This window comes from Arcobacter sp. s6, assembly GCF_040884245.1.
Classification (GTDB): domain Bacteria; phylum Campylobacterota; class Campylobacteria; order Campylobacterales; family Arcobacteraceae; genus Aliarcobacter.
Genome location: NZ_JBEVTN010000009.1, coordinates 106,934 through 128,015 on the forward strand (window position 1 = coordinate 106,934; position 21,082 = coordinate 128,015).

General features: G+C 29.3%; 16 protein-coding genes. 2 read left to right on the forward strand and 14 right to left on the reverse strand.

Translation table 11 applies throughout. The features are described from left to right. Position 1 precedes the first annotated feature (1 nt). Both ABVS04_RS07135 and ABVS04_RS07140 read right to left on the reverse strand, forming a co-directional pair. The gene (locus ABVS04_RS07135) at positions 2–2,491 is read right to left on the reverse strand and encodes a circularly permuted type 2 ATP-grasp protein (protein WP_368029985.1); all 2,490 of its coding nucleotides are present in this window, start codon (positions 2,489–2,491) and stop codon (positions 2–4) included. Continuing rightward, positions 2,492–5,857 carry a DUF2126 domain-containing protein gene (locus tag ABVS04_RS07140; RefSeq protein WP_368029986.1) on the reverse strand — a complete coding sequence of 1,122 codons (3,366 nt, stop codon included), beginning with the start codon at positions 5,855–5,857 and terminating at the stop codon, positions 2,492–2,494. A gap of 333 nt (positions 5,858–6,190) precedes the next feature. Here ABVS04_RS07140 and ABVS04_RS07145 point away from each other — a divergent pair, with 333 nt between their 5' ends. Next, the gene (locus ABVS04_RS07145) at positions 6,191–6,604 is read left to right on the forward strand and encodes an Hsp20/alpha crystallin family protein (protein WP_368029987.1); all 414 of its coding nucleotides are present in this window, start codon (positions 6,191–6,193) and stop codon (positions 6,602–6,604) included. A gap of 146 nt (positions 6,605–6,750) precedes the next feature. Here ABVS04_RS07145 and ABVS04_RS07150 read toward each other — a convergent pair whose 3' ends face one another. The 10 genes from ABVS04_RS07150 to ABVS04_RS07195 form a co-directional block, all read right to left on the reverse strand. Next, positions 6,751–7,872, reverse strand: a complete 1,122-nt coding sequence (locus ABVS04_RS07150) for a metallophosphoesterase (protein ID WP_368029988.1) — start codon at positions 7,870–7,872, stop codon at positions 6,751–6,753. A 141-nt stretch (positions 7,873–8,013) separates the two neighbouring features. Then, positions 8,014–9,318, reverse strand: a complete 1,305-nt coding sequence (locus ABVS04_RS07155; protein ID WP_368029989.1) for an aminotransferase class V-fold PLP-dependent enzyme — start codon at positions 9,316–9,318, stop codon at positions 8,014–8,016. Positions 9,319–9,430: 112 nt separating this feature from the next. After that, entirely contained in the window at positions 9,431–10,525 is a 1,095-nt protein-coding gene (locus ABVS04_RS07160) for a sulfite reductase (RefSeq protein WP_368029990.1), read from the reverse strand. Then, on the reverse strand, positions 10,525–11,982 hold the full coding sequence (gene cysN / locus ABVS04_RS07165; protein ID WP_368029991.1) for a sulfate adenylyltransferase subunit CysN: 1,458 nt from the start codon (positions 11,980–11,982) through the stop codon (positions 10,525–10,527). Before cysN ends, ABVS04_RS07160 begins: the two co-directional genes overlap by 1 nt. A gap of 1 nt (position 11,983) precedes the next feature. Next, on the reverse strand, positions 11,984–12,895 hold the full coding sequence (cysD, locus tag ABVS04_RS07170) for a sulfate adenylyltransferase subunit CysD (RefSeq protein ID WP_368029992.1): 912 nt from the start codon (positions 12,893–12,895) through the stop codon (positions 11,984–11,986). A gap of 74 nt (positions 12,896–12,969) precedes the next feature. Then, positions 12,970–13,674: a phosphoadenylyl-sulfate reductase gene (locus ABVS04_RS07175; protein ID WP_368029993.1), complete on the reverse strand. Its 705-nt coding sequence runs from the start codon at positions 13,672–13,674 to the stop codon at positions 12,970–12,972. An 11-nt stretch (positions 13,675–13,685) separates the two neighbouring features. Continuing rightward, complete coding sequence (locus ABVS04_RS07180; protein WP_368029994.1) at positions 13,686–13,916, reverse strand: DUF2061 domain-containing protein; 231 nt, start codon at positions 13,914–13,916, stop codon at positions 13,686–13,688. A 48-nt stretch (positions 13,917–13,964) separates the two neighbouring features. After that, the gene (cysK, locus tag ABVS04_RS07185; RefSeq protein ID WP_368029995.1) at positions 13,965–14,897 is read right to left on the reverse strand and encodes a cysteine synthase A; all 933 of its coding nucleotides are present in this window, start codon (positions 14,895–14,897) and stop codon (positions 13,965–13,967) included. Between the two features lie 22 nt (positions 14,898–14,919). Then, positions 14,920–15,333 (reverse strand): Rrf2 family transcriptional regulator, encoded by a 414-nt coding sequence (locus ABVS04_RS07190; protein ID WP_368029996.1) that lies wholly within the window; start codon positions 15,331–15,333, stop codon positions 14,920–14,922. Between the two features lie 9 nt (positions 15,334–15,342). Then, positions 15,343–16,611 carry an O-acetylhomoserine aminocarboxypropyltransferase/cysteine synthase family protein gene (locus tag ABVS04_RS07195; protein ID WP_368029997.1) on the reverse strand — a complete coding sequence of 423 codons (1,269 nt, stop codon included), beginning with the start codon at positions 16,609–16,611 and terminating at the stop codon, positions 15,343–15,345. A 208-nt stretch (positions 16,612–16,819) separates the two neighbouring features. Between ABVS04_RS07195 and ABVS04_RS07200 the strand changes: the two genes are divergently transcribed. Next, entirely contained in the window at positions 16,820–17,140 is a 321-nt protein-coding gene (locus ABVS04_RS07200; RefSeq protein ID WP_368029998.1) for a cupin domain-containing protein, read from the forward strand. A 6-nt stretch (positions 17,141–17,146) separates the two neighbouring features. Here ABVS04_RS07200 and ABVS04_RS07205 read toward each other — a convergent pair whose 3' ends face one another. Further along, the gene (locus tag ABVS04_RS07205) at positions 17,147–18,568 is read right to left on the reverse strand and encodes an efflux transporter outer membrane subunit (RefSeq protein ID WP_368029999.1); all 1,422 of its coding nucleotides are present in this window, start codon (positions 18,566–18,568) and stop codon (positions 17,147–17,149) included. A gap of 1 nt (position 18,569) precedes the next feature. Beyond that, on the reverse strand, positions 18,570–21,082 hold a 2,513-nt coding region (locus tag ABVS04_RS07210; protein WP_368030000.1), incomplete at its 5' end, for an efflux RND transporter permease subunit.

Here is a 21,082-nt window from a genome sequence, read left to right on the forward strand (position 1 = left end):
TCTACTCGTTATAGTGTGAAAAATATGTTTTTGTTAGCTCTTCAGATGTTTGAGCTAGATTATTAGAAATTTCTGCTAAAAAATCATCTAATTTTTTATAAGTAAATTCATCATCTTGTATCTCTAAAAGCTTTTTAGTATTTGATAACTTTAGCATTGAATAAGATTTGAAAATAGGTTCTTCAAAACTACTAAGGTGAGAATTTTTTATTTCTTTTGGTAAATCTTTTAAATTTGATAATAGCTCTTCTATTATATAAATAAGAGATTTAGGGTATTTGGTATTAAATAAAAGAAACTCTAATACATTCTGCATTTCTAAAGATGATTTATAATAAGCTCTATACGAATTATAACTCTCATAAGAATTAAGTAATGAGTCTAATACATCATACTCTAATAGCATATCTAATTTATTTGTTAATAAAGATCTTAATTTTGATATTAAGAGTTGAGAAATTTCTATTTTACAACCTATATCGTAAAGTATTAATCCTTGTTCTTTAAATATACTTTCATCAATTAGTTCTTTATATGCCATAAGATAAATTAGAAGCTTGTCAAGTTCATCTATGTGCTCTCTATTTGTAATTATTTGTTTTTTACTATATGCTGTCCATTCTTTTTGCATTTTCTCAAAAATTCGCCATGCTTCCATCGTAAGTAAATTTTTTACATTTGTATTTATGTTTGAAAGCATAAGTAATGAAAAAGATAATGTTCCTGATCTATAACTATTTTGAATTAAATCAATAATCTCAACAATTGGTTTTGTTTCTTTTTCTGATAAAAAACCAGGATAAGACATTGTTAAATGAGTAAGTGAAATATTTAAAATTTTAGTAGCTTTTTTTGCGTTAGTATTATCATCATATCTATTTATATTTAGCATGCTTTTTAAATTAAACCTAATCATTCTAGCAACTGTAATAGCTCTATTTAAATATCGTCCTAACCAAAAAAGATTTTCTGCACGTTTTGTAGATATATTTTCTAATCTAGAATCAATTGATTCTCTATTTTTAAAAATGTTAAATCCTGTAAATTCTTCATTGTTACCTAATATCCATAAATCTTTACTTGTTCCACCTTTTTGATTAGAAACAACTAAGGAATCTTTAGAAGCTGAAACCCTTACTAATCCACTAGGCATTACTTTAAATTCATTTTTATCTAGATATGCAAATGATCTAATTACTGCATTTCTTGGCTCAATTTTTCCTTTATTAAAAGATGGAATTGTTGAAAAATCAATAATCTCTTGGCCTACATAATAACCCGGATTTTTTTGAATTTGTTTTACTAAAATTGCTATTTCTTCATCATTTAAATCACTACCAATATGTATCTCAATGCCATCTGTACGATTGATTTTTTTTATCATTAGTGTTTTTATATTTTTGATAACAAAATCAAGCTCTTCTTTTTGACCACACCACCATGTAGCTATTTGTGGAAGAATTAACTCTTCATTTAATAAAAATTTAGCAATATTTTTCATAAAAGGATTTAATCCAATATTTTCTAAAATCCCAACACCAATAGGATTTATCATTGATAAATTATTTTTTCTAACAACATTTACTAAACCAGCAACCCCTAATTGAGAATCCGATCTTAATTCTAAAGGATCACAATAAGCTGAATCAACTCTTCTTATCATTGCATCAACTTTTTTTAAGCCACTTAGACTTTTTAACCATAATTGATTATTTTTTTCTAATAAATCTTCTCCTTGAACTAAAGTTAAATTTAAAAAAGAACTTAGGTAAGAGTGCTCAAAATATGTTTCATTATGAGGTCCGGGAGTTAATAAGGTAATCAAAGGATTTTCATTGTTTTTTGAAGAATTTTCTTTTAGCATTATTTTAAAATCTTCAATAAATTTTGCAATCTTTAAAATTTCTACTTTTGGATATAAGTCACCTAGAATTGAATTCATAGTAAGTCTATTCTCTATTGCATAGCCTAATCCTGAAGGGGACTGAGTTTTATCAGAAATAACCCAAAATTTACCATTGGGACCTCTGCTAATATCAGCAGCATAGTATTTCATACAATAATAATCTTTATTTTCAAAGTTAAATACTTCAGGAATAAAACCCTTATGTCCAAAAATTATTTCAGCAGGAATAATTCCTTCTTTAATTAATCTTTGCTCTGTATATAAATCTTTGAAAATAAGATTTAGTAGTTTTGCTCTTTGCTTTAAACCTTTGGAAATTTCTTCCCATTCTTCATTTTCAAGAACAAATGGAATTGGATCTAAATTCCATCTTCGATTTGTTCCTTCAGGGTCATTATAAATATTATAAGTAACCCCATTATCTTCTAGTCTCCAGTCAATTTCTGTCTGTTTTTGTTCTAGCTGTTTAATTCCTACACGTTCTAAATTATCATATATTTCTTTCCAATGAGGCTTTACATTACACTCTTTGTCAAACATTTCATCAAAAGGTGCTTCTAATTTACAACTGTTAAAAATCGACATCTAATTTTTCATCCACCTTTGTCTTAAGTCTAATGTATGTGGGTACTCTTTATTTTTTGGCATTTCATGGAAATAAAGTTTTTTAGTTCCTTTTTTGTTAGTTAATGTTCTTTTTGCTTCATATGCAAAAATAGTATTAGCTTCACCTGTTATTTTAGGCTCATAAGGAGTAACTTCTCCTTGAGAGTGATTAAAATCCCAGTATCTGTTTATTCTTCTTGATTCAGCTTCAAAAGAATTTACAGGGAAAGAATCATAACTTCTTCCTCCTGGATGCGCAACAAAATAATTAAACCCACCAATTGATCTAGTATTCCATTTGTCTATTATATCAAAAGTTAGAGGAGTATCTACTTTAATTGTAGGATGAAGTGCTGACCATGGTTGCCAAGCTTTGTATCTAACACCACTTACATATTCACCTTCAATATCTGTTTTAGAAAGAGGTACTTGAACTCCATTACAAGATACTACATATCTCTCTTCATTGAAATTTGCAATTTTTATTTGAAGTCTTTCAACAGAAGAATCAACATATCTTGATGTTCCTTGACTTCCTGATTCTTCTCCTAATACATTCCAAGGTTCAATTGCTGATCTTATTTCAACAGGCATTCCTTCAATTGATGTCATACCATATAATGGGAATCTAAATTCAAAGAATGGGTCAAACCAATCAAGTTTGAATTCATAACCTTCATCATTTAAATATTGAACAACACTTCTTAAATCTTCTTTTACATAATGTTCAAGTAAAAATTTATCATGTAATCTTGTTCCCCATCTAACTAAGTTATGTTTATATGGTTTTTTCCAGAAACAAGAAACTAAAGCTCTTACTAATAGCATTTGTAAAAGTGCCATTTGAGAGTGAGGTGGCATATCAAAAGCTCTTAGCTCTAAGATACCAAGTCTTCCACTACTTGAATCAGGAGAATATAATTTATCTATACAAAACTCACTTCTATGAGTATTTCCAGTAATATCTGTTAACATATGTCTAAATAGTCTATCAGTTAACCAAAAAGGAACATCTCCACTTTCTGGGATTTGAGAGAAGGCAATTTCTAATTCATAAAGATTTTCCATTCTTCCTTCATCAACTCTTGGAGCTTGTGAAGTTGGTCCTATAAATGCTCCTGAGAATAAATAAGATAAACCTGGATGGTGTTGCCAAAATGTGATTAAGCTTCTAAGTAATTGAGGATTTCTTAAAAGTGGTGAATCAGCAGGTTCCATTGCTCCGATTGTTACGTGATTTCCTCCACCTGTTCCTGTGTGTCTTCCATCAATCATAAACTTTTCAGTTCCAAGTCTACAAAGTCTTGCGTCTTCATAAAGAGAAAGTAAATTATCACTTAACTCTTTCCAAGAACTAGTTGGTTGAATATTTACTTCAATAACACCTGGATCTGGAGTAACTTTAATTCTATCTGTTCTTAAATCATGAGGAGGTTCGTAACCTTCTATGATTACTGCAATATTTAATCTTTTTGCAGTTTCTTCAATTGAGGCAATTAGGTCTAAGAAAACTTCTGTTTTTTCAATTGGAGGAAGGAAAATACAAAGTTTTTCATCTCTTATTTCTACAGAAAGAGCAGTTCTTACAAATGCTTCATATTTATTTTTAGGAGTAGTTTTTTTACTCATCTTCTTTGCTCTTTTTTGTACACTTGTAATATACTCACCAAGAACAGGATAAGCAGCAAATAAATCATGTTCAAACTCTTGTTCTAATTCTACTTGAGGTTTTACAATTAGTGATTCTAAAGGAAGTCTTAGTCCCAATGGAGAATTTCCAGCCCCTAGGAATAAATGTCCACGTCTAAATTCCCATTTTGAAGTAATCCATTTTGTTGCACCAAAGTTTATTGGAAGTACATATCCAACTTCACTATTTAATCCTTGAGATAGTTTTTTAGCTATTGTTTGTCTCTCAAGTGGATCTTTTAAATCAAATTTTAAAGGATCAACATCAAGAGGAAGTTCAGCTTCTTTCATGATATAATAAATTGGATCTTCATATGCAGGAATTACATTTTGATCACTAACTCCTAAAATTAAAGATAGAGTTGATATGAACTTTTTGGCATCATTTGTTGTGTATGGATATGCTTTATTCATATCTGCTAGTAATTCAGGATTTTCCCAAATAGCCTTTCCATCTTTTCTCCAATATATACTTGTTTGCCATCTTGGAAGTGGCTCACCTGGATACCATTTACCTTGAGCATGATGTAATAATCCACCATTAGTATTTGATGCAAGAAGTTTTCTTGCTAAATTATTTGCTAATAATCTTTTATGTTCACCATCAGCTTCACTATTCCATTGAGCAGATTCCATATCATCAATAGATACAAAAGTAGGCTCACCACCCATAGTAAGTCTTACATCGTTTTTTACTAAATCTTCATCAACTTTAAAACCAAGATTGTAAATAGCATCCCATTGTTCTTCTTTATATGGTTTAGTAACCCTTGGAGATTCAAAAATTCTTGTAACTTTATTTTCAAATTCAAACTCAGTTTCACATTTATCACTAAATCCTTCAATTGCATGGGCACTATTATAGTGAGGAGTACAAGCAAGAGGAATATGACCTTCTCCTGCAAACAATCCACTTGTACTATCAAGTCCAACCCACCCAGCACCTGGAATATAAACCTCAGTCCATGCATGTAGATCTGTAAAATCAGCTTCAGGACCACTTGGTCCATCAAGAGATTTAACATCAGCTGTTAACTGCACTAAATACCCAGATACAAATCTAGCTGCAAGTCCTAAATGTCTTAATACTTGAACAAATAACCAAGCAGAATCTCTACAAGAACCAAGTTTTTTTCCTAAAGTAGTTTTGCACGTTTGTACACCAGCTTCTAATCTTACTGTGTAGTTAACATATTGATTGATTTTTTGATTAACTTCAACTAAAAAGTCAATAATAGGTTTTTCGCTTTTATCAATACTTTTTACGAATTCTTTTAAAAGTTTTCCATCTTCATTTATTTTTAAATAGGGTTTTAATTCTTTTTTTAAATCTTTTTTATATTCAAAAGGATAGTTTGTAGCACTCTCTTCAACAAAGAAATCAAAAGGATTTAATGTAATTAAATCCGCAATAATTTCAACATCAATTGAAAACTCTTTTGTTTTTTCAGGGAAAACAAGTCTTGCCATGTAGTTACCAAAAGGATCTTGCTGCCAATTTAAGAAGTGCCCTTCAGGCTTTATTTTTAATGAATAAGCTTCTATTGGAGTTCTACTGTGAGGAGCTGGTCTTAATCTTATTATATGTGGAGATAACGAAATGTTTCTATCGTATTTATATGCAGTTCTGTGAGAAATTACTACTTTTAAAGACATATTTAATCCTTATATTTTAAATTAATTTCATTATACATAAATAAAAGAATTACTATCTTTAAATATTGTATATAACTAATACAAATGTATTTAAAAAATAAAATTGTATAACTTTATAGCATAAAGAAAAAGATTTAAATGGAAAAGGATGTTTACTATATATAATATATTATTAGCAAATAAATAGCTTAAGTGCTAGAGTATAAATTCTATAAAAACATTACTTGTCTTTTTTTTAGCACTATATATTGACAAGTGCTAAAAATTATGCTAATATTCCATTAACTTGATACATGATATATCAAGTATATATTTTATTTCAAGGAGTTTGAAATGCTATTAACAAAATTTGACCCTTTTAAACAAATAAAAGAGATAGAAAAAGGTTTATATAACCAATCAAAAAATGAAGGTGTAAATGCCTTTGTTCCAGTGGTTAATACAAGAGAAGGTGAATTTGCCTACCATGTTGATGTTGATTTACCAGGTGTAAAAAAAGAAGATATTAAAGTTGATATAAATAAAGGAATTTTAACAATCAGTGGTGAAAGAAAAGTAAAAGATGAAATTAAAGAGGAAGATTATTATAAAGTAGAAACATATTTTGGAAAATTCTCAAGAAGTTTTACTTTACCCGAGAATACAGATATAGAAAATATAGAAGCAAGTAGTGATAATGGAGTATTAGAAGTAATTATTCCAAAATTAAAAGAAGATAATAATAAAAAAACTATAACAGTAAAATAAGAAGGAGAATCTCCTTCTTATAAAAGAGGAGTTTAAATGAATAAATTAGAAAAAAATAAAGTAAATAAAACCGATTATATAATTTTGATGAGTATTTATACCGTATCTATTCTAACAGCATTTTTTTTGGTAACTAAATAAAAAAATCAAGAAGATAACTTTAAAAAAGTTATCTCACTACTAGCCCCTAATCGCATAGGAGGTCCCCAAAATCCTGTACCTTTGTTTACATAAACTTGAGTAAATTCATTGTGAGTATTTAATTCTCTTACGTAGGGTTGTTGAAGTTTTACCAAGAAGTTGAATGGAAAAATTTGTCCACCATGTGTATGTCCACAAAGAATTAAATCAATTCCTTTTGTACTTTCAATTTCTTCAATAAATTTTGGTTGATGGGCTAGTAGTATTGTTGGATGATTATTTGTATTTTCTAAAGCTTTATTAATATCAGGTTTATAGGCACCATATCTAAACCCAAATCTATCATAAACACCACATAAATAAAAACCATTATCATTTGGGCCTATATAGACATTTTCATTTTCTAAAGTTTTTATTTCAAGGGAATTTACATAATCAATAATAGGCTGAACACCATGAAAATACTCATGATTTCCAACTATAAAATATGTTCCAAATTTTGATTTTAGGTTTTTTAGTTCATCAAGAGCAGCTTTTGCAAACTGTAGTTTTGTATCCACTAAATCACCTGTGATTACCACCACATCAGGATTTAAGATATTTACCTTATCAACTAAAGATTTTATAAAATCTTTATCAATTAAACCACCAATATGAATATCACTTAATTGAACTATAGAGTAGGGTTGTTTTAAATTATTGATTTTTACATCAACAATTTCAAGTTCTATATCTCTTGAATTGTCAATGGCTTTTGCGTTTGTAGCAACTACAACAGAAATAGCACCAATATCTAAACCTTTTTTAAAAAAATCTCTACGATTTTTTCTAAAAGATGTTTTAGAAAAACCAAAAGAGATGATTTCATGTAATAATGTAATAATAAATGTTAAGAAAATCACCCCAATTGGAAGGGAAAGGAGAAAATAGAGCCAGTTTGGCACTAAGGGATAGTATCTAGCCACGGGATACATAAGTACACCTAAAAAAGTTATATATAAAATTAGGCTAAGATACTTTTTAGTCTTATAAGTAAAATCAAGTTTATTTATAAGACGCTTTTTTATTATCAAGGTTTGAAAAGCAAAGACAATTGTAAAAGCTGAAAAAAATATTATAAAACTCATTTGGGATTGTAAACTCTTTAGGTTAATGAATTTTAAATGAAGTATGTAGTTTTTGTGTAGTGTTAGAATTACTCTTTATTTGACTCGAAAAAAGCAGAGATATTTACATTTAGAATGTTTAAAACTTTAATTCTAAACATTCTAAATTACAGCTATTTTTTTTATACTTTCAACTAAATTCAAAATCTCTTCTTTTGTTTGTGAAAAATGAATAGAGATTCTTACCCATCCTGGTTTATTATTAATATCTAGTTGTTCAATTCCTAGTAAATCATGTCCATATGGTCCTGCACATGAGCATCCTGCTCTTGTTTGAAATCCGTCTTGCATAGATAATCTAAAACATAGTTCATAAGGGTTAAGACCTTTTATATTAAAAGAGATTATTCCTATATTTTGTGCTTCTTGATTTCCGTAGATTTCACAATTTGGTATTTTTTTTAATTCACTTATAAAATATTTTTTTAGCTCATCTTTTTGTTTTTTTATAAATTCAAAACCTATTTCATTTCTTAGTTGATAGGCTAAAGATGCTCTTATTAATTGTAAAATTCCTGGAGTTCCTGCATCTTCTCTTGTTTCTATATCTCTTTGAAAAACTTGTGTATCTTTATTTACATATTCAACCGTTCCTCCACCTGCAAAAGTTGGAGAGATTGAAGTATCAACTAATGATTTTCTAATAACTAATAATCCACAAGAGCCAGGCCCTCCAAGAAGTTTATGTGGTGACATAAATATTGCATCATAAAGATGGCAAGGTATATTAATATATGGACTTGAAGCTGCAGCATCAAAACAAACTATTGCATTATATCTTCGTAAAATTCTTGAGATTTCTTCGTATGGAGTTATAATTCCTGTTACATTTGAAGCAATACAAAATGAAGATATTATTTCTCTATGTTTATTTTCTTCAAGTACAGATTTAAGATGCTCTAAATCAACTAATCCTTCACTATTAAGATTTATTCTTTGTATTTCACATAATGATTCTCTAAAAGATACTTCATTTGAATGGTGTTCATAAGGTCCCACAATAACCAAGGGAGCTTTTTGTTTGTCTATTGTAAAACCATATCTTTTTTTTGTAGCAGGTGGAATATATAATCCTAGCAATTCTTGAAAATGTTTTATAGCAGCTGTTGTTCCACATCCATTTGGGAGTATTGCAAATTCATTTGTGATTTCTAAAGATTTTGCTAAATTTTGTCTAGCTAATTCATAATGATTACTTGTTTTATCTGCATTTGAAGCCTCTTTTGAATGAGTATTTGCATAGGTTTCAAGTACATCATGGATTCTATTTTCTATTTGTCTAAAAGCTAATCCTGATGCTGTATAGTCAAAATATTCTTTTTTATTTTTTCCAATAGTGTTGTATTTGATGAAGTTTAATACATCAGTATTCTCATTGAAAAAAGGTCTAAAGATATTTTTATTCATATTATTTCACTCATTTAATTAGTTTTTCTTATTAATTTCATAATTTTAAGTTATTTAGCATAAGAGCTTGCTTGAATAAAAAAGCTTTTTTTAAAGCTTTTTTATATTTTTCCTAGGAAAAAGGATTGAATCCAATCTTTTCTAATTCTTTTGCTAGGCTATTTGCATTTTTTGATGGAGCATCTAAAACAATAATATTTGCTTTATGTGTAATTTTTATTTTACTAGCTTCATGTTTTGTTAATAATTGATGTAAAGAATCAAAAGTTGAACTCTCAAGAGTATTTGAATTGAATCTACATCCTATATAACTTTCATCTTTAATTTTACTATTGTTTATTCCCATTCTTGGTTTTCTAGGAACTGGATTATTTTTAATGAAAATATTTTTTTGAATTTTATAATTAATTGATGCATTTAAAATATCGTAAAATTTATCATATCCCCAATTCTTTACAAGAGCTTCAAAAGAGTTATTTCCAGGGTTTTCTCTATCTCCATAATCTTTATAAATAGAAGCAATAGCTTTTGCTGTATTTAGTATTTGAGGCGGAGTAACATATCCTATTGTTCTATCCATTATTTTTACTGCAAAAATAATTTTTTCTTTTGAATCTCTTGTTGCATTAAAACTAACATCAGGAGTAAACTGTACGTCACAACCTTCTTCGTAGCCACTTATTGCCATTTGAAGTTTATTGGGTAAATTATCAAAATTTTTGTTTCCAATAAATGTTTTGTTTAATCTTTTAGCTAAATCAGTAACATCAAATAATTGCGTTTCATCAATTCCATTTACAGGACAAGTTAAAACTCTTCTTACTGTATGACCTGCTTCAAATGAAGTATTTAATTCAACTTTATGAAGCATATTAAAAATATTTGGTAAATTATGTAATTTTAGATTCTTTAATTCTATTTTCTGAGAATTTAATAAATTTAAAGAGTTATTAGCATAGTCTTTAGAAATTTGACTTAAAGTTTGGATTTGTTCTAAATTTAACTCACCCATATCAAGTGGAATTTTTAATTCAAAGAATTCTTGTTTTTCATCTTGAGCATAAAGTCCATACCATTTAAATCTTTCTAAATCACTAGGAGTTATCTTTTCACCGAAGATCGCATAGATATAGATGTCAGCTAAGACATCTATTCCACTTTTTTCTTTTTTTATTTGTTCTATGTTTAATATTGAGTTATTAGACATTATATTGCCTTACAATCCCATTGTGGATAATTTTTTCTAATAAACTGATTTAATTCAATTTCAGCTTGAGTATAAACTCTTTTTTCTTCCTCTAAATGTGCAAACCCTTCAATTGAAGATATGATCATACCTGCTCCAACTGTTGAATTATTATATTTATCAATAATAATAAAACTTCCTGTATATCTATTTTCATGGTATGGGTCAACTGCAATTTCTCTATCTAAAGATAAAGTACATTTTGCAATGTCATTTAGTTTAAGTTCATTTGCATCAATTTCTTCAAATGTATTAATATTTTTCTTAAACTCAATTGAGTTAAATGCACCATTTAATACAGATGTCGCTCTTTTTATAATGTAATTCTGATTTAGTTTTAAAGGAGCTTCATCCATCCATACTACCATACAAGATAAGTGATTTGATACTTTTGGAATATCAGTTGATTTTACAATCATATCTCCTCTACTTATATCAATTTCATCTTCAAGTGTAATTGTAGTTGCCATTGGAGCAAATGCTTTAGAAATAGTCTCTACAACTTCATCTTTTCCAATTGGTCTTAAATCTTTAATATCATTTGATACTATTGATTTAACTTTTGATGTTTTTCTTGATGGTAATACAGTAATTTCATCACCAACACTAATCTCACCACTTGCAATTGTTCCAGAAAAACCTCTAAAGTTTAAGTGAGGACGAACTACGTATTGAACTGGTAATCTAAATGAATTATTCTCTTTTTTATGTATTTCAATAGTATCAAGTAATTGCATTAAAGGAAGACCTTTATACCAAGAACACTTAGGTGAAATAGTTAATATATTATCTCCATCAAGTGCAGAAATAGGTATAAACTCTATGTTTAAATCACTATTATGTGGAAGATATTCAATAATTTCATTATAGTCATTTTTGATTTTTTCAAAAACATCTTGGCTAAAATCAACTAAATCCATTTTATTAATAGCAACAATTAGGTTTTTAATTCCTAATAAAGATGCAATATATGAGTGTCTTTTAGTTTGAGTCAAAATTCCCTGTCTAGCATCTATTAAAATAATTGCAACATCAGCCGTACTAGCTCCCGTTGCCATATTTCTAGTATATTGCTCATGACCTGGAGTATCTGCAATAATAAACTTTCTTTTTTCAGTTGAGAAGAATCTATAAGCAACATCAATAGTAATACCTTGCTCTCTCTCACTTGCTAATCCATCAACTAAAAGTGCTAAATCTATTTTATCACCAGTTGTTCCACTTTTCTTACTATCTTTTTCAATTGCTGCTAGTTGATCTTCAAAAATCATTTTTGAATCATAAAGTAATCTACCAATTAAAGTTGATTTACCATCATCTACACTTCCACAAGTAATAAATCTTAATATCTCTTTATTTTCATGTTCTTTTAAATATTGTTCTATATTTTCTGCTATTAAATCTGATTGATGTGCCATCTTAAAAATATCCTTCTTGTTTCTTTTTCTCCATTGATGCGTCACCATCACTATCTATTAATCTACCTTGTCTTTCGCTTGTTGTACAAATAAGCATTTCTTGAATAATCTCAGGTAAAGTTGTTGCTTCAGAATTTACAGCACCTGTCAATGGATAACATCCTAGTGTTCTAAACCTAACCATTTCTTTTTTAGCTGTTTTTCGCAAATTTTCAGGCATTCTATCATCATCTACCATGATTTTTGTACCCATATATTCAACTACTTCTCTATCTTTTGAGAAATATAAATCTGGAATAGAAATATTTTCTAAATAGATATATTGCCAAATATCAAGTTCTGTCCAGTTTGATAATGGGAATACTCTAATAGATTCACCTTTTGTATGTCTTCCATTATAGATATTCCAAAGTTCAGGTCTTTGGTTTTTTGGATCCCATCTGTGGTTTTTATCTCTAAAAGAGTAGATTCTCTCTTTTGCTCTAGATTTTTCTTCATCTCTTCTAGCCCCACCAAATACAGCATCAAATTGTTGAATGTTTAACATGTTTTTTAAACCTTCAGTTTTCATAATATCTGTGTGTAGTGCACTTCCATGAGTAAAAGGAGAGATATCCATCTCAGCACCTTTTGGGTTAATATAAACTAAAAGTTCCATACCAACTTCTTTTGCACGTCTATCTCTAAATTCAATCATCTCTTTAAACTTCCATGTTGTATCAACATGAACTAAAGGTAGAGGAGGTGGTGCTGGATAAAATGCTTTTTGTAAAAGATGTAACATAACAGATGAATCTTTTCCAACACTATATAACATTGCTGGATTTGAAAATTCTGCTACTACTTCTTTCATAATGTGCATTGATTCTGCTTCTAATTGTTTTAGATGTGTTAATCTTTCTTTACTTATCATTTTTATTCTTCTCCATTAATTTAGAATCCCTCAAATTAAAAGTTTGAATTCATCTTTATATTTTAAATTAAAATCTATTTTTTGTGTAAACCACACTCTTTATGCTCTGGGTTCTCCCACCACCAACGTCCTGCTCTTATATCTTCACCTTCCTTTATAGCCCTTGTACATGGAGCACATCCAATACTAGGGAAACCTTGATCATGAAGTTTGTTGTAAGGAACTCTATTTTCTTTTATATAATCCCAAACATCTTTTTCATTCCAGTTAATTAAAGGATTAACTTTAATAACATTAAATGATTCATCCCATTCAACTAAAGGCATATCAACTCTTGTAACACTTTGAGCAGCTCTTAATCCTGTAATCCAAACATCAAGACCTTTTAAAGCACGTTTGAGAGGTTCGATTTTTCTAATACCACAGCAGTTTTTTCTATTGTCAATACTTTCATAATGACCATTTACACCTTGAGTTTGATATAACTCTTGTACTTTTTCGTTATTTGGGAAAAATACATCAATTTTTACACCATATTTTAAATTTGTTTCATCCATTACATTATAAGTTTCTGGATGAAGTCTTCCTGTATCTAATGTAAATATTGTTGCATTTTTATCTTGCTTTAAAATTACATCTGTTAAAACTTGATCTTCTGCTGCTAAGCTTGAACTTAAAGCAACATTTTTAAAATTTTTTAAAAAATATTCGATTACTTCTTGTGTTGTGTTATTTTGTAAATCTTTATTTATTTTTTCTATTAATTCTTTTTTACTCATAATTCTACCTATTAAATTTGATAATCATTTGCTGGAGGTTTGATTCTTCCAAATGAACATTTATTCCAAGCTCTTTCATGAAAATAATATAATGCCATTTTTGTTATAACTTCAATTGAACCAATTGATGCTGCCATTACTAAATTACCTGTAACAAAATATGAGATTATCATAGTATCAAGGGTCCCTAGTGTTCGCCATGATATTGATTTTACTACCGACCTATATGGTTTTTCGTGCATTTATTTTTCCTAATTTTATATATAAAAAATGCTTATAATGAAGAGTTTTTACTCTTCATTATAATCATATAAACCTGAACTTAGGTATCTTTCACCTGTGTCACATAAAATAGTAACGATAGTTTTACCTTTATTTTCAGGTCTAGCAGCAACTAATGCTGCGACATGTGCATTTGCACCGGCACTAATACCCACTAATAATCCCTCTGTTTGAGCAAGTTTTCTAGAGCTTGCAATTGCATCATCATTTGATACTTGAATTACTTCATCATAAATTTTTGTATTTAAAATATCAGGTACAAATCCTGCTCCAATACCTTGAATTTTATGAGGTCCTGGTTTCCCACCACTTAATACAGGACTTGCATCAGGTTCAACGGCAATAATTTGGATATTTGGATTATGAGCTTTTAAAACTTCACCAGTTCCTGTAATTGTTCCACCTGTTCCAATAGCAGCAACTAAAATATCAATCTTCCCATCTGTGTCAGCTAAAATTTCTTTTGCTGTTGTAAGTCTATGAATTTCAGGATTCGCTTCATTTCCAAATTGTTGAGGAATAAAAGAATTTGGTGTTTCTTCTTGTAATTCAACAGCTTTTTCAATAGCACCTTTCATTCCTTTTTCAGGAGCAGTTAATACTAAATCAGCACCTAATGCTTTTAATAATCTTCTTCTTTCAATACTCATTGATGCAGGCATTGTAAGAACTAATTTAATTCCAAGAGCGGCACAAACCGATGCTAATGCAATTCCTGTATTTCCACTTGTTGGCTCAATTACTGTAGTACCTTCTTTAATTAATCCAGCTTTAATAGCTGCGTTAATCATATTTGTTCCAATTCTATCTTTTACAGAGTGTGATGGATTCATAAACTCACACTTTCCAAGAACCGTTGCTCCACTTGCTTCGCTAGCACCTTGTAATTTTACTAAAGGTGTGTTTCCGATTAATTCTGTTATATTATTTGCAAATTTCATATCATTTTCCTTTATTTATTATTTATATACTGTAATGTAAAAATTCATTATACTTATCTTGATATTCATCTAGTTTATCTAGGCTAATATCAAAAATCTTTTTCATACTATTTTTTGATTCATCAAAAAAGATATTTAAAATTGGATTATCCGCTTTTACATCCACAATTTTGATATCATCTTCAAGTGCTATTAAAATATCAACTATTTTAATTTCACTTGGATCTTTTGCAAGAATATATCCACCTCTTGCTCCTCTTATACTCTTTACTAGCTCAGCTCGTCTTAATTTACTTAATAACTGTTCTAAGTAGTTTTGAGGAATATTAGCATTTGCTGATATTTCCTTGATTTGCATGGGACTATCTTCTTGATACTTACTTAACTCATACATGGCTGTTAAGCCATATACACCCTTTGTTGATATTAATGGCATATCAATTTCTTAGTTTAATGCTTGATTTAAATCTTCAATAAGATCAACTGTATTTTCTAAACCAATAGAAAGTCTAATTGTCACAGGATTTACTCCTGCTTTTACTAATTCTTCTGGACTCATTTGAGAGTGAGTTGTAGATGCTGGATGAACAATAAGTGACTTACTATCTCCAATATTTACAACAACGCTGAATAATTTAGCGCTATCAATTACTTTTCTTGCTTCTTCAAATGAAGATACATCAAATGAAATTAATCCTGATGCTTTTCCACCTTTGAAATATTTTTGTGCTTTGTCATAATATTTATTAGATGCTAATCCTGGGTAATTTACAGCTTTTACTTTTGGATGTGATTCTAAGAATTTAGCAACTTCAAGTGCATTATCTGAGTGTTTATCAACTCTTAAACTTAATGTTTCTAATGTTTGAATTAATAACCATGAGTTAAAAGGAGCTTGTGCAGCACCAATATCTCTTAAAAGTGACAATCTAATTCTTAAACAAAAATTAGGAAGAGGAACATCTGTATATACTAATCCATGGTAAGATGCATCAGGAGTTGTAAAGTGTGAATATCTGTTTTCATTTGCTTTAAAGAACTCAGCTAAGCCATCTCTTTCTACAACAATTCCACCAATAGCAGTACCTTGACCGTTTGTATATTTTGAAGTTGAATGAACAACAACATCCACTCCCCATTTAATTGGGTTAAATAATGCGGCACTTGCAACTGTATTATCACAAATAGTTAAAACACCATGTTTTTTTGCAATTTCAACTACTTTTTCAACATCAGTAATTGCAATTTGTGGGTTTGATAATGATTCAAAAAAGATAGCTTTTGTTTTATCATCAATCAACTCTTCTAGATTTGAAGCATCTTCACTTTTAAATACTTTTGCAGAAATTCCAAATCTTTTTAAAGTATAAGTTAATAAAGTAATAGCTCCACCATATAATTTATCAGAAATAATAATATTATCTCCAGCTTCAGCAACATTTGCAACAGCATAGAAAATAGCTGATTGGCCTGATGATACACAAATAGCAGCAGCTCCACCTTCAAGTGCAGCAAATCTTTGCTCTAAAACATCAGTTGTTGGGTTTGTTAATCTTGTATAGATTGGTCCCAGTTCTTTAAGGGCAAATAAATTAGCAGCATGCTCAGAATCTCTAAATGCATAAGCAGTTGTTTGTGTAATAGGAACAGCCATAGAGCCATGGCCTTCTTTTTTATTATAGCCAGCGTGTATTGCAATTGTTTCGTTTTGCATATTATTTTCCTTTCTTTTTTTGTTCATTTTCTTTGTATGTTGAAATTATAGAACATTTTTTTATTAATGTCAAGTAATTTAATCACAATTAATATAATACCCTTTAAACAAGAGGTGATTAAATAACTTGATTAAATCAATCAAGATTATATCAGATGATTAGAAAAATTTTGCTAAAATACCAATAAATCAATATTTTGGATAGTTTATGAGTGTAGAAAAGTATAATATATTTGATGAAATAATAGTGGATAAAACTGAAGAAAAATTTTTTGAAATTTTTAAAAACGAGACTATAAAAGTAGAAAAGATAGTTTCAAATGGTCAAAAGTCACCAGAAAATTTCTGGTATGAGCAAGAAAAAAGTGAATTTATTTTACTTTTAGAAGGTTTTGCCATACTTGAGTTTGAAGATAAGAAAGTTGAGCTTGTAAAAGGTGATTGTTTAAATATAGAAGCTTTCCAAAAACATAGGATTAAATTCACAAGTCTTGAAAAGCCAACTATTTGGTTTGCAGTATTTTATTAAAGTATATTATTTAATATCATTGGCTAAAACTTTATATAAAGTAACACGATTTGAAATTTTTGCTAAATGTAAAGATATCAAATTTTGTTCACTACCATATAAACTTCTTTGTGATATTAAAGTATTTAAATATGTATCTACACCTGATTTATATCTTCTCTCTGAAAGAAATAAACTATTTTTATGGGCATTTACTAAATTTTCTTGAGCTTTTAATTGATTCTCAATTGTTGCATATCTAGCAAGGGCATTTGCCACTTCACTAAATGCTGTTTGAATAGCAAGTTCATATTTAGCTACATATAAATCTCTTTGAGATTTTGCATAATCTAAAGATGCATCTTTTGAACCCCAATCAAAAATTGGTAATGATATATTAGGAGCAAAACTCCAAATAGAAGATGCCCCTCCTGTGAAAAGATTACTAAGTGCTGTACTTGCAATTCCAGCTGCTGAGGTAATAGTAATAGATGGGAAATAAGCAGCTCTTGCTACTTCTATATTTGCATTTGCTGCTTTTAAATTATGTTCAGCTTCTAAAATATCTGGACGATTTAATAAAATATCTGATGATAATCCTATTGGAATAGAAGATAAATATTCTCTATTTTCATCTAGTTCCATAGGAAGAAGTTGTTCGGGTATTTTTTGACCAACTAGTAAATCAAGTGCATTTTGATCTTGCGCTACTAAAGTAGTATATTTTTCTACATCTGCTAAGGCTTGATAATAAGTTGTTTGTTCATCATAAAGTGTTGCTTTTGAATCAATACCTGCTTTTATTCTAGCATCGATAATATCTAAACTTTTTTTACTACTTAAACTTGTTTTTTTTGCATAATCTAGTAAACTTTTATCAGCTGCCATTGTTAGCCAGGCATTTGAAACTTCTGCAATAAGTGAAATATGAACTGTTTTTTGTGCTTCTTTAACAGATAAAAAACTTTCAAAATCCGCAAGAGTAGAGTTACGTGCTTTTCCAAAGAAATCTAATTCATAAGAACTTATTCCTATTTTTGCACTATAACTTTCTGAATTACTTGTTGAATTATTTGTTGAAAAGGTATTTAAAGAACGTGATTTACTTCCAGAAAAATCAGCATCTAAACTTGGAAGTTCAGATGCTTTTTGTACTCTATATTTAGCTCTTGCTGCTTCTATATTTGCAACAGCTTCTTTTAGTGAACGATTTTGATTCAGAGATATTTTTATTACTTCTTTTAGTTTCTCATCTAAAATCATTTTTTCCCATAAAAGAGCTTCACTATTTGTTGAAAATGTTAGCTCTTTATAGGCATTATCTTTTGACCATGTTTGTGGTATTAAATTTTGAGGTTTATCGTATGATAAATCTTTTGTGCTACATGCAGATAAAAGAATTGCTGCAATAAATGGAATAATTATATGAAGTGATTTATTTGTTTTCATTTTAATTTTCCTTTGTATTTACTGTAGCTATATTAGAAACATTTTCGTTTTTTATTTTAAATAATTTACGAATTAAAACATAAAATAATGGAATCATAAATATCCCAAGAATAGTAGCAGTTAGTGTTCCTCCTACAATCCCTGTTCCAATAGCAATTCTACTATTGGCTCCAGCTCCTGTTGAAACTGCAAGTGGTAAAACTCCAACCACAAAAGCTAATGAAGTCATTATAATAGGTCTTAATCTTAATCTTGCCCCTTCAACTGCTGCATCAAAAAGTGAACTACCATTTTTATGTGCAACTTCAACAAACTCTACAATTAAGATAGCGTTTTTAGAGGATAATCCAATTACAGTCAGTAGGGCAACTTGGAAATATACATCGTTTTCTAATCCTCTTACTGTTGTAATTAAAACAGCTCCTACAATACCTAATGGAATTACTAATAAAACAGAAAAGGGAATTGACCAACTTTCATATAAAGCGGCAAGACATAAAAAAACAACTAGTATAGAAACAGAGTAGAGTAGTGTACTTTGACCACTTGAAAGATGCTCTTGGTATGATAACCCACTCCATGCATAGCTAGAACCTTTTGGAAGTTCACTAGCTAATTTTTCCATTTCGTTCATGGCATTTCCTGAACTAGTTCCACTTGCTGCTGAGCCATTTATCTCATAAGACGATAATCCATTATATCTTGATAAACTTTCAGGTCCATAGGTCCAGTTTGTTGTTGCAAAAGCTGAAAAAGGAGTCATACTTGTTTCATCACTAGCTCTTACATACCATTTATTAATATCTTCAGGAGCTGAACGAAATGCTGAATCTCCTTGTATATATACTTTTTTTACTCTACCTCTATCTATAAAATCATTTATATAAGATCCAGCCCATGCAGCACTTATAGTATTATTTATATTTCCCAATGGAATTCCAAGAGAAACAGCTTTTTCATGATTAATAGTAATATTAAGCTGAGGATTTTCTGACATACTTCCTAGTCTAATACCTTTTAACATAGGATCTTTTGTTGCATTACTTATTAGTGTATCTCTCATATCTTTTAATGCATCTCTATCAGTTCCTGCACTTGCTTGAAGTTGAAAACTAAAACCATTTGTATTTCCTAAGCCTCTAATTGATGGAGGATTTAATGCAAAAATGCTTGCATCTCTTGTTGAAGCTAATTCTTTATTTGCTCTATTTACAATAGAACTTGCTTCATCCTTTGAATTTGTTCTTGAATCCCAATCTTTTAAAGAAATAAAAGCCATACCGGCATTTTGACCGCTTCCGCTAAAATTAAATCCTGAAATTGTAAAAATAAATTCAGTATTATCTTTTTCATTATTTAAAAAATAATCTTCAACTTTTTCTGCAACTTCTTTGGTTCTTATTATTGATGCACCTTGAGGTAATGATATTTGCGCCATTATTTTACCTTGATCTTCAAGGGGTAAAAAACTTGTAGGAAGTTTGTATGTTAAATATGACATAGCAAGAACAATTATAAAATAAAAAACCATCCATCTAATAGGTTTTTTTAATACACTTAAAACTTTCTTTTCATATTTTTTTGTGATAGATTCAAAAGTCTTATTAAACCAATGAAAAAAACCTGTTGTTTTTGGTTTATGATTAGAATCTATTAATGAAGCACAAAGTGCAGGAGTTAATGTTAAAGCTACGATAACAGAAAGAATCATTGAAGAAACAATTGTAATTGAAAATTGACGGTAAATTACACCCGTTGAACCATCGAAAAATGCCATAGGTAAGAAAACAGCTGAAAGAACAATGGCAATTCCTATTAGAACTGTACTTACCTCTTTCATAGATTCTTTAGTTGCTTCATGGGCATTAAGACCTTTTTCTCTCATAATCCGCTCAACATTTTCAATTACAACAATAGCATCATCAACTAGTAAACCAATGGACAAAACCATTCCAAACATTGTTAAGGTATTTATCGAATAACCAAAAACATTAAGTACAGCAAATGTTCCTAAAATAACTACAGGAACAGCAATTGCAGGAATAATAGTAGCTCTCCAATTTTGTAAAAATATAAAAACTACAAGTATTACAAGTATAATAGCTTCAATTAAAGTTTTAACAACTTCATTAATAGAAATACTAATAAATTTTGTACTATCAACTGGATAAGCTATATTATAGCCTTCTGGCATATTGTGTTTTAAATCATCTAAAACAGTACGTACTCTTGTTGCTGTTGATAAAGCATTTGCTCCTGATGATAACATTACAGCAATACCAGATGAAGGATGACCATTTAATCTAGTTATATTATCGTATGATTCACTTCCTATTTCAACTCTTGCCACATCTGAAAGGTGAACTAGGGCACCATTTGTATCGTGTTTTATTATAATATTTTTAAATTCTTCAGGTGTTTGCAGTTTTGATTGAGCAGTTACGGTTGCATTTAATTGTTGATTATTTAATGCAGGCATTGCACCAATTTTACCAGCTGATAGTTGAACATTTT